Below are 13,463 nucleotides of genomic sequence, written 5' to 3' on the forward strand. Positions count from 1 at the left end.
GCAGCTGTAAATCAAGCCGTTCGGTCTTGGGTAGCAGGGCAGGCTTGTTTAAATCGATTATGGGCGCGGTCACCTCCGCTCGATACAAAGGAGAGCCTAAATCGTTCTTTAACGCCTTGTCGTAAAAATAAATCCTTTGCAGCGCGCCAAACTCTGCTTTTACGTAGGCGGTGTTTCCGTGCCTGATTATCTCGAATGCGTCTAGGTTGAAAGGCGCGCAGCTATCATAACAAAGGTCAATACTTGAGACGTTATTAACGGCGTCTAGCAGCTCCGCTATTAAATCGAGAGGCGGGGCGGGCTTATGATATTGCCTTAGCCCGTAAAACTCGATAACCGCTTTTTTATCGCAGCTATTCGGGCTTTTTGTAGTGGCGTAAAATATGCTTAGGTTTTCGAGTTCGTAGATATTGATTATTTTCAGCCCGCGAAACTCATAACGCCCCGCGACTTTAATCTCTTTGGTATCTTGCATTTTCCGCCATTTTAAGCCGTGATTTTTGGCTATGCTTTTTAAAAGCCCCATTTTGCTAAACCGCTTTTTGGTTACGGCGTTTTTAAAAAAGCTTGCGCGGATTGTGTCGATATGAATGTCTGGGGTTTCAGCCAATATTTGGCTAACGTAAGGTAAAATTTCCACGTTTTAATTTCCAAAGGGCGGTTTCGCTTGACACTAACCGCCCTTAAATATTTTAATTTAATCTTTATGAGGCGTATTCTTAGCTTTTGCTTCTTTGTCGCCCCAACCCCCTATTTTCTTTTTGGCTTTATCGAAATCCACGATATACCACCATTTAAACCGCCGCCCGTCCTCTTGCGTCCACCGGTCTTTAATGGCACCCTCTCGCTTAAGCTCACCTAGATACTGGTTGGCGTTGCTTATGCCGAATACTCGCCCCGCCGTTACGCGCCCTTGTTCTAACATTATTTTTAAAAGCGTTCTTTTATGATTGTTAGCTTTCATTTTTTCCGTTCCTCTCTTATGCCTGCTTTGACCTCTAAGGCTTTGATACTCTCCTCTTGCGTCCTCGTGATGTGGAATAGGTCATAAGCGCAGTCTAACAGCTCCTACGACGCTCCGTCTAGGCTCTGCACCTTGTAGATATGTAGCTGCCTTTTAAATGCCTTTAGCGTATCTTTATCGCCCGCGCTGAAACAAAACGCGCTAGGGGTAAAATTTAGCTTACTTCGCCCCATTGCTCGCCCCCGTTAAAAAAGTTTGGATTAGCCTTCCGTTCTCGATTTGTAGCTCTTGCATTTGCTCGCGTTGCACGCTTATGGCTTGAAACAAATCAAAGGCGACTACCAACCCCTCATTAACCCCGCCTTTAAACTCGCTCGGCTCGTCCGCTATCGCCGATTTTAAAATGTCGGGATAGCAGGCGGACAGCATTTTCGTAAATTCCGAATAAAGTCCCCTTTCGGCTTCATCCTTAAACAGCGGCTTCATCTTGCGCCGCCTTTCTCATAAAAAATGCCTCCACTTCGGCGGGGTTAAAAAAGGTGATATTTTTGCTAAATTTTATCGGTCTTAGAAAGCCTTGTTTAGCAAAATACCACACCGTGCTTAAGCCTATGCCGTAGATATTAGCAATCTGCGCCGCTCTTAGATACTTTGTAACACTTCTCACATTTTTCGTAAAAAAATTTCTCATTTTTTACCCTTAAGTGAAAAATGAGATTTTTTACAAGTGAAAATTATGCTTTAGAAAGTTTTAATTTAAAAATCCAAATAAGCTCCTTCCTCAATAATTCATAATCAAAAGCTCGCTGCTACTCTTTCGCTCTGCTGCATTATTAAGGCTGTAGCTAATCTTTAACTCCTTAAGATTAAAACCTTTATAAAACTCTCGTATTAGCTCGCAATCGTTGTAGCTAAGCATAAATTTACCCTTGATGCTTCGTAAAATTTCAGCCAAGCTTTCGTGATCTTGCCTGCTAAATCCATCTGCCGTTTTGTAATAATTTTCGGTGCCGACGTACGGAGGATCTAAGTAAAAGAGGCTATCTTCGCTATCATATTCTTTTATAAGCTTCTCGTAGCTTAAATTTTCGATCGTGGCTCGTCTAAGTCTGCACGAATAAACGCAAAAATCCCTATAAATATTCTTAGCACTGCGACCTTTTGACATAGCGAAGTGCTCACCCTTTGCGCCAAAGCTTGCCGCAATTTGAAAATAATAAAACGCCGCCGCTTCTATCTTATTGCGCGGCTTAAGCTTTCTCTGCTTGATGGCGTAAAACATCTCTCTGCTTCTTAAAAGTCCGTTAATATACGAGTTTAAACTCTGCGGCCTAGTTTGAATTATTCGGTGTAGGTTTATGAGGTCGCCGTTGATGTCGTTTAAAATTTCAATTTTTGAGGGCTCTTTTCGGTAAAAAACCGATAGAGCTCCACCGAATACCTCGATATATTTTTGATGCGGGCACATTAAGGGGATGATCTGTGCCGCTAGCTTGCTCTTGCCGCCCACCCAGGCGAAGGGAGCGTGAAGGGGTTTAAATTTACCCCCCCCCCATTTTTGGGGTGTTATTTGTATTTTTTAAAACGCTCATTTCATTCCTTTATCTCGTTTTTAATCTGTACCGCAAATTCTTGCCCTTTTACGGCGGCGAGTAGCGCTCCTAAAGCCGCACGGGAGTCTTTCACTCCGTGCGCGCCCAAAGATGTGCCTAATAGCACGCAGCCCTCGGTATTGCGTCCGGTGTTGCCCGAATGGATCAGAATGCAGCGGCTTTTGGGTACCTGCTCGTTATACAGCAGCGGCAGACGAACTCTAAATTTCGGGCTCTCGTGCCAGGCTGTTTGATACCTTCCTTGCGGTATGCGTCTATCCTTGCCGCTCTCTGTGGTATCGGGGCCCGCAGGCTCGCAGGTATAGCCTATGAGCACTACTCTTTCGCCGTCTCGCAATATGAAGCGCCCGAGCGTCATATCATCAATTTCTTTAAATCTCACGATTTCTAAAATCATCTTTGCTCCTTATCCTTCAAATTCTATCTCTATATTGTAGGCTGACGGCTCTAGCGTATGCGAAACCGATTTTACGCTAAATTTAACATCCTCAAGCCCCGCAGTACCTTTAAATTTGACCTGCGCGCCCGCGACGATATTGGCGCCCATACACGAGCACCGCCCGTTAATACCGCCCTTTTTTAGCTCATTTAGCTTGCTTTGCGCCAGCTTATAGGCCTCGGCATCACTTTTCGGCTCTGGGATTTGCATCTTATAAGTCTGTTTGCCTTTACCCACTTTGATCTGTTTGCGTTTCCCGCTTTCTACGTCCTGCCATTCGCAAGTAACCGATCCGTATGCATTGCGATTTGCCTCGGTGATATTTAAAGACTCGAGTTCGCTTAAGTTTAGCTCGATTTGCGGCAGTCCGCTCTCTGTCTCTGCTCCGTCTGCTTCATCACCTCTGCTTTTTGGCGCTAGGATCAGAGTATCGTTTTTGGTGGCGGCTAGATAGCCAAGCTCCTTGCTAAGCGAGTATAAAAACTCCAAATCGCTCACTCCGTCTTGTAGGCGCGATCTGATCGTCATATCCTCTCCGCTTGTTTTGAGGCGCAGGGTGTTTTCGTCCGCGATCTTGCCGGCAATGGCAAAAAGCGTGGTATTTTCCCAGCTGCGGCGTTTTTTGGTCTTGATCTCACCGGCAAAATCTACGGCGGTCGCACGTACCTCGGTACTTTGCTCTTTAAAATCTCGTTCGCAGGTCTGCACGGCAAATTTACCGCATAGCCACATCAGATCGGAGCCTTCCACTCCCTCGCCCGCCCAGCCCAGCCAAAGCTCAAGCTTGTCGCCGAACGTCGGTTTTGCATAGATACCGTGCACCTTGAAACTGATCTCGTCGCTTTTAAAGCCCTCTTTGTCGTCAAAGCCTAGGCTAATCAAATTTTGTTTTATGGTTTGTGTGATATCTTTGCCGTTTGCTTCAAGTTTAAAGATCGGTTTTCTCACCATAATGTGGCCTGCTTTTGCGGTATTTTTTCTTCGCTCAATTCCGGCAGGGTTACGAGCTCGCCTGCTTTTAAAATAACCTCTAGCTTTGGATTCAATTCCAGCACGCTTTCAAAATACCTTAAATGCCCATAATGTTGATAAACGATCTGGTCCAACCGCTCGCCGTCTTTTGCTTTATAAATCATATTTATGCCTCTTTTTGATTAGATTTCGTCTGCATCGTAATCCCTTCTAAGCGTAAGGCTGAATGTCTGCGTGAAAAATGCTCCATTTGGAGCGAATACGGATCTGTTTTCGCTGATCTTTTCTATCGCAAATCTGCCTAGATATTTCCCAAGCCCCGTCACGAGTGGTAGCGACTGCCGCAGCTCCGCCAAAGCGTAAAGCGGCTTAAGCGCGCTTTGTCCGTCGCAGGCGAAGGGCAGAGTTTGTCCGCTAAGGGTAATGCTCTGCGTGCCTAGGTTTGCGTTAAGCAATGCAGAGTGATTATTTACCCGCTCGGCGGAGCTTATGCCAAATTCCGTCTCGATCGCTATCTCGCTTGTTTGCTTCCACTCAAATTTAAAGCCGCCCAAATTTAAAACCATTTTTAACCTCTCACGTCCGTATTTTTCTCATTTCGCTCATTTCGCCTGATAGCCTCTTGCACGTCTTTTGAAATTTGACGCTTAAAAGCTTCGGTATCGATACTGCCTCCGTGAGCGTCGATCTTAAAATCCCCGTTAAAGGTTATATTTGTATTGCTGCCCCCGGCGCGGCTTGAGCTAAGAGTGCTGAGTGCTTCGCCCATAGGGCGATTCGGAGCTGGGGTGAAATTTCGATCGGCATTAGCATAAGCAGGCGCCGTAACCGGCGCGCCTCGACCGCCAAAGCCAAAAAATTCCCCTACGCTTTTTATGTTGCTAAGCACCCAATCGATCTTTTCGCCTATCCAGCCAAAAAAGTCCGCAAATAGATCCTTCCACCACGCCACCGTCTCATCAAATACACTACTGAATGCTTTTATCCAGCTATCTAGCCAGCTCTTAAAATTTTCCCATTCAGGCTTGATTTTTTGCCAAAAGTTTTGAAAAAAGGCTTTGACTCTATCCCAATTCTCATACAGCCACACCGCCGCCGTAGCAAGTCCTACGACTATGGCGCCGATGCCAGTAGTGATTAGAGCCAGCTTCATTATGCGAAAGCCCGCGGCTGCGGCGATGCTTGCACCTCGCAATATAGCCATAGCTGCTGCTGCGGCCTTGCTTGCCACGGCGTGAGCAATCATAGCGGCTCTTTGCGTTATAAGCGCAATATTCGCACGAAGCGTGGCGGCAGTAAGCGCCCACATCCCTTTGACTACTAGCGCGATGATATGATAAGCCGTTCTAAACGGCGCAAAAGCAAGCATAAGGCCTGCAAAGCCTATTTTAACGCCGCTGATCGCTACTCCAAGAGCTATGAAGCCGCCTACCGCACCGGTCAGAAGTTTGGCGAGCGTAGGAAATTTTTCGTTAAATTTCCTAAGCATATTGCCTAAAGCAGCTAGCGATTTTGCTGCGAGTTCAATAACAGGCAAGAAGGTCTCGCCTATGCTGGAGGCTAAATTTATCCAAGACTGCTTTAGCCTATCTAATGCTGAGGCGGTGGTATTGAGCTTAACCTGTAACTCTTTTTCCATAGAGCCTTTGGCTTCTGAGCTGCGCGCCAGAGCGATATTGGCTTTAAGTTCGTCTATGTTTTGCACCAAAGATGCTATCTCATCGTTGTAGTTGCCGCCGACTAAATCGTATAAAATTCCCGCTTGCGCATCTTTAGGCGCAGCCTTGATCCTCTCTAGGAAATCCACCATCGCGGCGGTAGAGTCTTTGTTCAAATTTTCTTTAAGTGTTTGGGCATCCAGCCCGATCTGTTTCAGGGCTTCGTGGAATTTCTTCGGTTGTTTTTCCGCGCTTGCTAATGTCGTAAAAAAATCGTTCAGCGAAGTACCCACGACGCTCGTAGCCTTGCCCGTGCTAAGCAGGGTAGAGGCAAATGCAGCCGTAGTCTTGCCGTCTAAATCTATCATCCTTGCCGTAGCGGCAAGCAAAGAGGTAGCCTCTAAAATTTGATCGGCGTTAGCGTTTTTTACCTTATTGTCGAGTAGATTTATGGTGTCGAAAAGCTCCTCGATACCTTGGGTGTTTTTGATACCAAAGCCTACAAACATATTGTTCGTAGCTTTACCGACATCGTTTGCACTCATAGCAAAGGCGCTCATCGCGGTGGTGGTAAGTCTGACGTATTTTATGAGCTCATCGCCGCTTAAATTTGCTTTGCCACCCTCTGAGGAGATAGAGGCAACGTCACTGAAGCTCTTACCGAAGCTTGCGCTCAGATTTCTAAGCTCGCCTTTAAGCCTTGCCATCTCCTCATCGGTGCCGTCTACATATTTTTTTACGTCAGCAAAGGCCGCTTCGTCGTCAATGGCAAATTTTATCGGTACGGCAAGGCTTGCGGTTTTTGCAAGAGTGCCCGCAAGATTTCCTATTTCATCCGAAATTGTTTGTTTGTAGCGAGCTATATCCTTGCTTACGCCCTTTAGCCCGCGCAAATTTTCGCTTATACTTTTTACGCTTACGCCGGCGTTTTTTGCACTACGCGCAAGCCCTTTTATCGCGGAATCAGCAGATTTGACGCTAGAAAGTCCTTTCAAAACCAGCCCTATACTTATTCCGAGCGTAGTTTGATTATCCATTTTACCTCCTTTCTTGCTGCAAATTTTAAAATTTATGTTAGAATACAGCTATGAACTATTCAAGATTAGTAGATATTTATAGCTGTTTCATAACGGCTGCCGTGCTTATCTTCAGCGTGATTTTCGGACTAGAGTTCAATCCTATTTTAGTGGTTTTTGTCGTAGTGCCGCTAGTCATGTTATTTTTGGATCCGCTTCACAAGGCATTTAAGCGCCTATTTAGGCTTTGAGCGTTCCGTTTTGCGCTTTTAAAATTTTAAGCGCAATAGAGACGAACTCGCTAAAATCCACGATATCCATCATTAAAATTTCGCTATAGCTAAAATGCAGCACGTAGCCTAGCAGCGCGATGTTTTCATTATCGGCTGCGCTCAAACGTCCAAAAAACCCTGTACCGCCTTTTGTAAAACGTTGAAGTCGGCGATATCGAGCTCCTCGATCTGCGCCGGAGTTTTGTTGGCGCAAGCAGCGCAGAGTTTTATGCTTTGCTCGATCTCGGTTTTTTCAGCCGAAACGGCTTTGAAGGTTTTTACGCTCGGCGCAAAAACCTCTATCTCTTCGCCGCAAATCGGCAAATTCACTTTGATATTTCTCATTTTTTACTCTCCTAAATTTGATCTTACTTTCGCCATATAATCCACCCCGCTGATAAGCAAGATCATATTCTCGCTATCTTTGAGCACCACTGGCACCTTGTCGATATTGATATCGACGAAATGCGCCTGCAATGTGATCGTAACTTCCATCTCGGCGCCGCTTTCAAAATCTGCAAATTCAATCTTTGTAATATCACCCGTAAAAGCTGCGCTAAACGGCTTCGGCTCGCCTGATGCTTGATAGATCGAGGCGGTGAAAAGAAACGGCACGCGCGAGCTAAAGGCATTCAGACCCATAGCAAGCCAAGTGTTTCTATCTGCAATGCGGATCGTGAAGCTTACCTCGGTCGCAGCCAAAATGCCGCTGCTATAATTTGCGCTAAGCGCACCTTTGGCCTCTATCGTCTCAAACTCCATAGTAGGAAGTTTGAGCGTTTTTGTAACGCCTAAATAGCCCTGACCGTTTACAAATACATTGCACTCCTGCACTGCTTGAGGAATAATTCTTTTCATATTTTTCTCCTTGTTTTAAAATTCTCCGTCTCTCTACCTACTGAGCGAATCCATTAGCACCTTGCCGTATGTATCTACGTAGATAAAATCTAACGTTAGTTGCTTTACGATCGGGTTATTTTGCATTCTGACGTCAAGATAAAATTTCCCTGCCGTAATGTTTGCAAGGGTATTTTTCGCGCTCCAGCTAAGTTCATACCCGAGCAGTACTCTAGCTCCTACGAGAGCCCGCAGTAGCTCATCTACGCTTCTTTTTGCGTGATAGAGTTGATCGGCTTTGCGATCTATCGCAAAAAACACCCCTTTTTGGCAAGCCTGCGAGATACGATCAAAAATCCTTCCCCTGGCAAGATCCTGCCAAATGCTATCGACGTCGCTAGTCTCTCCGCCCCAAGCCCGAAAGCCGCTTTCTCTGATGATCGTGCTGATATGCGCCGCGCGTAGTTCATCCGCCGTGCAGGTTTCGCCCAGCTCAAAGTCTACGTCTATCGCCGTGCCGACGATACCGCCCATCACTCGGTTAGAATAGCTATCGGAATATCCGAATTCGCTAAGGCCGTCTACATAGGCGATCATTCCGGCAATACGAGCCGATTGAGGCGTCATTGCATAATCGTTTGTTTCATCGTCCCAGGTCTTGACATAAGGATAGGCGGCAAGCAGGCGAGAGGTGCCGAAGCTTCCCATCTTTGTGATAGCTTCGCTTGCGCTTGAAGCTTTGAGATCAACGATACCGGTGGCTTTAAGCCTTGTAGCCATAGCTTCGAGTGCTGATTTGATTGCGTCCTCGCCGCTAAACTCGGGAGCGATTAGCAAATTTGGACGATAGCCGGTTGCGGACTTTGCATTTTTAAAGGCCTCGATTGCGGCCTTACAAGCCGTGATATCGTCGCTATCATCATTATTATCGGTACGAGTAAAAACCGATAAGATAATTTGCGTTTGCACCGCTTGATCAGCTATAGCTTTTAGCGCGCGATAGATTGAGCCTTTTTTAAATTGCTCGCTCGCCTTCTTTTTCGCCTCGTAAATTTCCTCGAGTGCGGTAATCGCCTTATCGGTCGTCATAAAAAAATGTAGGCCGTTTTGTAGCACCTCTTCATATCCTGCTATCCCGATAGGCGTAGTACTTTCTACACTTATCGGTCGCGCCGCCTCTGCCGAAACGGTTACGTTTACTCCAAATTTTGCAGCCATCTTTTCTCCTTTGTTTAAAATTTCGATATCAAATATATGGCGATAAACGCCAAATCCTGCATAGCCCCATAAAACACCTCTTGTCTGCCCCACGCATCGCTCGCCTCAAAAGCTCGAAATCGCAGCGTCCATTTCGTGCGATATCCTAGCTCACAAGCAAGCGGAAAGCCCGCCGCAAGAGCTACGGCAAAAAGCGGGGCGGTATAGACGCCCGCAAAGAGCAGCGGTACGAATACCGGCAGCCACCATAAAAGCCCGCGCAGAGATAGGCAAAGCCTGCAATACGCTAGCCAATGAGTTTTGGGCTCGAAAAGCCTAGCGGCGACGCGCTCTATGAGCCTATTTTCACGCTCATCTTTGAAGTCGCTATGCGTGATGAGCGCACCGACCCATACGCCCCAGCCTTTGGCCTCGCCCAGCAAATACCCAAGTCCGCAGATGATGGCTACGAAAAAATTGCCGTAAAAGGCAAATATTAGTAGCGCCACTACCAAAGCGTTCAGCTTGGCGAAATAGCTATACTGCCCGCGTAGTCTATTCAGTATCCAAAACATCATCGCTCCTTTGGACGGCTTTTGACTATATCTGCGAATTCATCGCCGAGCAGATACCAAAAAGGTCTTGAGCCGTCCTCATACTGAAATTTTGCGAAGTCGTCTGGATGCGTTGCAAGGTGTGCGATCACTCGAAAGATATTCATCATATTTGAGCGATCCCATTGATCGCACTTGCGCGCCCGCAAGAATATAACCAGCGGGCAGGCAAGAATTCCTAAAATAAAGCTCGTCAAAAAAAGTATAAAATATCCCATAAAATCCTCCTATACTTCTATTGTGTCTGCAAATTTGATAGCCTCAAGCGCCTTTGAGGTTTTTGCCTTCTCGATTGCGGTTTCATAGCCCCACTTCAGCACATGCAATTTCTGCCCGGCAATCTGAATGGCACGCTTGATCTTTTTGAGATCCTCTTGCCCGTTTATCTTTTTCATCGTATTGTCATACATCCTAAAGCCCCGCACCTCGAGGCTATCGAAGGTATCGATCATGCTTCCGATATTGAGCAGGTATTTATATCCGCCGTTGACGGCGCCAAAGTCTTTGATTTCAACCTTGCAGCTCTCGCCCATTGCGTTCACCCACGAAGCGAGCTCTGCGGTCTTTGCGGCTTTGAGCTCCTCAAGGCTCGGCTCAAGCATACTTTTTGCCTGCGCTTCTGTTATTTTTGTTAGACCCTCTTTGATCTGATCCTCGCTTACGTCATCGTCATAGGCATAGACTTCACCTTGTGAATTTTTGTAATACTTCATAATATCTCCTTACCTTAATTCCCACCATTCTAAGGGAGGATAATTTTTATATATTATTTTGTATGTCGCTCCTGCAGGTATAGGCGCAACAATGATGCAGCCGTCAGCATTGCTATATGTGATATTCCTAATGACCTTTTCTCCGTTAATTTCTAGTTCGCAAGTTTGCGAGCTAGAAGATTGCTGCTGTGAAACAAAAATGAAAATAGGCCTACCTGTAGTGTTTGTATAAATTTCGCCATTTCTTCTTTTGCTTTTGAGGTTTTGTAAAGTTTGCCCTATACCGATGCTGGCGTTTTTGTCCGCGTATTCTTTCGCGGCTTTCTCGCTTACGGCTGCATCGCTCAAGCTCCCAGTGATGGAATTCTTTAGTTTTACGATGCCGGCTTTTACCTCGGTAGCATACGGGGATTTATCTACATTCGTAACTTCAAAGACGTTTTTTACCTTGATGAGTATGATCACGCTCATATTGTATGGGCGATTTTCAGAGGCTACCGGCACTGCGCGCGAGGCATCAAAATTCAAGGTGTATGTACTGCAGAAATGAACCCTACGAGTTCCTTCATCCACCATACTGCCTGCGGCGGTTTGAAAAATCAGCTTGCCGTCGTGTCCGCCTTGGGATAAAATAGTTCCCATCACTCCGGTAATATTCCTGATAGCATCGTCTTGCGCTATCCCAAGGCTCGCCGCATTGCCGCCCGTGCCGCGGATAAATTTGCCGTCGTTGAATTTCGGCAGATTGAAGTGCTCGCCGCTTCCGCCATAAGTATAGCCGATGACGTCGAATAGCTCGATATATTCGGATTTCTGAAGTCTTCTGCCGTCTGCCGGAAGAAAGCCCGCCGGGGTAGTTCGATTGCTAGACCAAAGCAGATATGAGCCTATCTTCAGCCCGTCGCTAGCCTCGGATTTGAGGGCGTATTTATCGGCGGCAAGCCCGCCGAGTTTTGCGCTATCTGCGGCGGTTTCGGATTTACCGAGCTTTTCACCGATAGTCGTGCCTATGGCGGTGAGCTTTTCATCCACCTCGGTTTTTGAGTAGCTATCCTCAACGTCTCGTTTCTTTGCAAGGGCGGTATCTACGCTATTTTTATCATTCTCGAGCTGCTCTTTTAGATAGCTCGTGCGGTTTGCCAGCTGCTTAGCCTGTTTGTTACTTATGCCGTCTATTCCGCCCACTACGGGGTCGGTTACTTCGAGCTGATATATCCCTTCTTCCCAAATTTTATCTTCTTTCACATTAGCCATTGTATGCTCCATAGTTGAATTGATCATTATATTTTATCTGTCCATTGTGCTTGATCTGATTTGTTGAATGCTCGATCAGAGCTAGCACGCACCTTGCGGGCGCCGCCGCTTTTGCCGCGGTCGCTATCGCCGCCGCCTTGTTCTTTGAAAGAGGAATGCTACTTATGATGCTATATTCGGCCCAGTGTGAATTTGAGCCATAAAATCTGCTTCTATCATGTTTTATAGAGCCGTCATATTTCTGCCCTAAATTTCCCTCTACTATGATCGCTCCGCTATCGATCGCATTCACCGCCTTTTTGACTGCGTAAAAGGTGCCCGAATAGTAGTGAATTTTAAAGGCCTCTTTGACAAGCAGCCTTGCGACGGTCTCATTTAGCCCATCTATATTCACATCCAGGCTATCTGCCAAAATCCCAAGAAGCGAAGCGGGGCAACTATCCGCCAAGGTATTTATCGCGCCTATATCAAGACCTGCAAGGCTCAACCCAAAAAGATCGTCCAGCTTCTTGTCAAATTTTGGCTTTCCATTCGGCAAAATACTCATAATACGGCCTTTGCGAAGCTCAGCTCAAATTTGATTTTCACAAAGCTATCCACGTCCGCCTTTATATCGGCGGCGGGCTGTTTTAAATTTACTCGGTACACCCCCTCGCGGTGCAGAGTAGAATAGATATAGCTTAAATTTAGATCCTCGCCGAGGCTTAGACTGGTCCTGCCGGCTTCGATTTCGCTTTGAATTTGGGTCTGCAAAAGCATATCTTTTAGCTCGAGCTCGGCCTTAATGACGGCGTTTATAATCTTGGCATTCTCTACGACTACGGTATCGCAAAGCGGCCGCACCCGCTCGCCGCCTATATAGTTTTGCACGTCTGCTCTCGTCTCTTCGCTCATATCGGTAGTTTTTAGATAGAGCTTCACGATGCCTGGCCCTCCGTTTATCACGCTTACTTCCTCAACCTTAGCATTGGCGCTAAGGGCGTGATAGATATAGGCTTTCCTGCTTCCTGCCGTAGAAAATCGCTCCAGCGAAAGCACGGCGCGATCGCGTAGCCTCTCGTCGCTCTCTTCATCCGCACCGCCCTCAAAGCGCGATGTTTGACGCGCTTTAAGCACGAATGAAAAAGGCGTTTGGATGAGCTCGCATTTTAGATCGCTTTGCTTGACGAAGGTCTGCAATACGCTACGGCCTGTACCCTTTAGCTGCCCGGCAGCTATAACGATGTCATCTTTGATCGCGGCAAGCTCGCCGGAGCTTGCACACAAGATAGTGCCTTTCGGAATTAGTACGTCCGAATCGCGCGCCATACTCAAGGTGAATTCTACTTTCGCTACGGGTCTTTCGCCCTTTTTGCGTGCGATTCCGTACATCGCAACGATATTGTCAAGATCAGCTCCCTGCGCAAAAGGTAGCAGCATAGATTTTACGGCGCTATTTATGCGGGCTCGCAAAAGTAGCTCTCGATATGCAAGCGTTTCAAGCAGAGCCGAAAAGCGGTCGCTTTCAAGAAGCGAAATTTCATCGTCATTTAGATGCTTTTTAAAAAGCTCTTTAACAGCTTTTAAAATTTCATCGTAGCTAAGCTGTTCGATTACATTGGGATAAGGCAAATTTTTAAGAAAACTCATATCTCTACTCCGATCTCTTTGCCGTTTGTTAGCACAATTTTAAAACTCAGCTTGTGATCTTTGAAGCTTATGAGCTTCACTTCGTCGATCTGCACCCGCTTTTCCCAGCGCTGCACCGCTTCGATGACGAAATAGCTCAAATCGGCGCGAAACTCATCATTGACCCGCCTATCGATCAGCTCAAAAAGGCGGCTGCCATATTCGGGCAGCATCACGCGCGAGCCGATAGGAGTGCTTAGAATATCTTTTATGCTATCTTCTACGCTTATTAAGTATTTACCCATC

23 protein-coding genes are annotated in these 13,463 nt (G+C 46.5%); 1 reads left to right on the plus strand and 22 read right to left on the minus strand.

Annotated elements, in window-relative coordinates:
* The 11 genes from Q0438_RS05400 to Q0438_RS05450 form a co-directional block, all read right to left on the minus strand.
* Nucleotides 1-610 (minus strand): aspartate carbamoyltransferase (locus Q0438_RS05400; RefSeq protein WP_299188259.1); only part of this gene is annotated, 610 nt, incomplete at its 3' end.
* A gap of 87 nt (nt 611-697) precedes the next feature.
* A complete protein-coding gene (locus Q0438_RS05405; protein ID WP_299188260.1) occupies nt 698-964 on the minus strand; it encodes a hypothetical protein in 267 nt (88 codons plus the stop codon).
* Nucleotides 965-1,068: 104 nt separating this feature from the next.
* On the minus strand, nt 1,069-1,197 hold the full coding sequence (locus Q0438_RS05410) for a hypothetical protein (protein WP_299188262.1): 129 nt from the start codon (nt 1,195-1,197) through the stop codon (nt 1,069-1,071).
* A complete protein-coding gene (locus Q0438_RS05415) occupies nt 1,184-1,450 on the minus strand; it encodes a hypothetical protein (RefSeq protein WP_299188265.1) in 267 nt (88 codons plus the stop codon). The genes Q0438_RS05410 and Q0438_RS05415 overlap by 14 nt, the downstream gene beginning before the upstream one ends.
* Nucleotides 1,434-1,655 (minus strand): helix-turn-helix domain-containing protein, encoded by a 222-nt coding sequence (locus tag Q0438_RS05420; RefSeq protein WP_299188268.1) that lies wholly within the window; start codon nt 1,653-1,655, stop codon nt 1,434-1,436. The genes Q0438_RS05415 and Q0438_RS05420 overlap by 17 nt, the downstream gene beginning before the upstream one ends.
* Before the next feature lie 90 nt (nt 1,656-1,745).
* On the minus strand, nt 1,746-2,540 hold the full coding sequence (locus Q0438_RS05425) for a DNA adenine methylase (RefSeq protein ID WP_299188391.1): 795 nt from the start codon (nt 2,538-2,540) through the stop codon (nt 1,746-1,748).
* Nucleotides 2,541-2,557: 17 nt separating this feature from the next.
* On the minus strand, nt 2,558-2,974 hold the full coding sequence (locus Q0438_RS05430) for a DUF5675 family protein (protein WP_299188271.1): 417 nt from the start codon (nt 2,972-2,974) through the stop codon (nt 2,558-2,560).
* A gap of 9 nt (nt 2,975-2,983) precedes the next feature.
* A complete protein-coding gene (locus Q0438_RS05435) occupies nt 2,984-3,967 on the minus strand; it encodes a phage late control D family protein (protein ID WP_299188274.1) in 984 nt (327 codons plus the stop codon).
* On the minus strand, nt 3,961-4,158 hold the full coding sequence (locus tag Q0438_RS05440; protein ID WP_367178500.1) for a tail protein X: 198 nt from the start codon (nt 4,156-4,158) through the stop codon (nt 3,961-3,963). The genes Q0438_RS05435 and Q0438_RS05440 overlap by 7 nt, the downstream gene beginning before the upstream one ends.
* A 12-nt stretch (nt 4,159-4,170) precedes the next feature.
* A complete protein-coding gene (locus Q0438_RS05445) occupies nt 4,171-4,554 on the minus strand; it encodes a phage tail protein (protein ID WP_299188279.1) in 384 nt (127 codons plus the stop codon).
* 2 nt (nt 4,555-4,556) lie between these two features.
* Complete coding sequence (locus Q0438_RS05450; protein ID WP_299188282.1) at nt 4,557-6,683, minus strand: phage tail tape measure protein; 2,127 nt, start codon at nt 6,681-6,683, stop codon at nt 4,557-4,559.
* Nucleotides 6,684-6,733: 50 nt separating this feature from the next.
* On the opposite strand from Q0438_RS05450, the gene Q0438_RS05455 reads away from it, so the two are divergent.
* Complete coding sequence (locus Q0438_RS05455) at nt 6,734-6,913, plus strand: hypothetical protein (protein ID WP_299188284.1); 180 nt, start codon at nt 6,734-6,736, stop codon at nt 6,911-6,913.
* Here Q0438_RS05455 and Q0438_RS05460 read toward each other — a convergent pair.
* The 11 genes from Q0438_RS05460 to Q0438_RS05510 are packed head-to-tail and all read right to left on the minus strand — an operon-like array spanning nt 6,903 to nt 13,462.
* Nucleotides 6,903-7,058: a hypothetical protein gene (locus Q0438_RS05460; protein WP_299188286.1), complete on the minus strand. Its 156-nt coding sequence runs from the start codon at nt 7,056-7,058 to the stop codon at nt 6,903-6,905. The genes Q0438_RS05455 and Q0438_RS05460 overlap by 11 nt on opposite strands.
* Entirely contained in the window at nt 7,055-7,279 is a 225-nt protein-coding gene (locus Q0438_RS05465) for a phage tail assembly protein (RefSeq protein WP_299188289.1), read from the minus strand. Before Q0438_RS05465 ends, Q0438_RS05460 begins: the two co-directional genes overlap by 4 nt.
* A 3-nt stretch (nt 7,280-7,282) precedes the next feature.
* The gene (locus Q0438_RS05470) at nt 7,283-7,792 is read right to left on the minus strand and encodes a phage major tail tube protein (RefSeq protein ID WP_299188292.1); all 510 of its coding nucleotides are present in this window, start codon (nt 7,790-7,792) and stop codon (nt 7,283-7,285) included.
* Between the two features lie 33 nt (nt 7,793-7,825).
* Nucleotides 7,826-8,989 (minus strand): phage tail sheath subtilisin-like domain-containing protein, encoded by a 1,164-nt coding sequence (locus Q0438_RS05475; RefSeq protein ID WP_299188294.1) that lies wholly within the window; start codon nt 8,987-8,989, stop codon nt 7,826-7,828.
* A 14-nt stretch (nt 8,990-9,003) separates the two neighbouring features.
* On the minus strand, nt 9,004-9,543 hold the full coding sequence (locus Q0438_RS05480) for a hypothetical protein (RefSeq protein ID WP_299188297.1): 540 nt from the start codon (nt 9,541-9,543) through the stop codon (nt 9,004-9,006).
* Nucleotides 9,543-9,800: a hypothetical protein gene (locus Q0438_RS05485; protein ID WP_299188299.1), complete on the minus strand. Its 258-nt coding sequence runs from the start codon at nt 9,798-9,800 to the stop codon at nt 9,543-9,545. The genes Q0438_RS05480 and Q0438_RS05485 overlap by 1 nt, the downstream gene beginning before the upstream one ends.
* A gap of 9 nt (nt 9,801-9,809) precedes the next feature.
* Entirely contained in the window at nt 9,810-10,295 is a 486-nt protein-coding gene (locus Q0438_RS05490; protein WP_299188301.1) for a hypothetical protein, read from the minus strand.
* Between the two features lie 9 nt (nt 10,296-10,304).
* Nucleotides 10,305-11,549 (minus strand): phage tail protein, encoded by a 1,245-nt coding sequence (locus tag Q0438_RS05495; protein ID WP_299188303.1) that lies wholly within the window; start codon nt 11,547-11,549, stop codon nt 10,305-10,307.
* On the minus strand, nt 11,542-12,096 hold the full coding sequence (locus Q0438_RS05500; protein ID WP_299188306.1) for a phage tail protein: 555 nt from the start codon (nt 12,094-12,096) through the stop codon (nt 11,542-11,544). Before Q0438_RS05500 ends, Q0438_RS05495 begins: the two co-directional genes overlap by 8 nt.
* The gene (locus tag Q0438_RS05505) at nt 12,093-13,178 is read right to left on the minus strand and encodes a baseplate J/gp47 family protein (protein ID WP_299188308.1); all 1,086 of its coding nucleotides are present in this window, start codon (nt 13,176-13,178) and stop codon (nt 12,093-12,095) included. The genes Q0438_RS05500 and Q0438_RS05505 overlap by 4 nt, the downstream gene beginning before the upstream one ends.
* Nucleotides 13,175-13,462 (minus strand): GPW/gp25 family protein, encoded by a 288-nt coding sequence (locus Q0438_RS05510; RefSeq protein ID WP_299188311.1) that lies wholly within the window; start codon nt 13,460-13,462, stop codon nt 13,175-13,177. Before Q0438_RS05510 ends, Q0438_RS05505 begins: the two co-directional genes overlap by 4 nt.
* Nucleotide 13,463 lies beyond the last annotated feature (1 nt).

Origin of the sequence: uncultured Campylobacter sp., assembly GCF_938030785.1 — a bacterium.
In the GTDB taxonomy this organism is placed as follows: domain Bacteria; phylum Campylobacterota; class Campylobacteria; order Campylobacterales; family Campylobacteraceae; genus Campylobacter_B.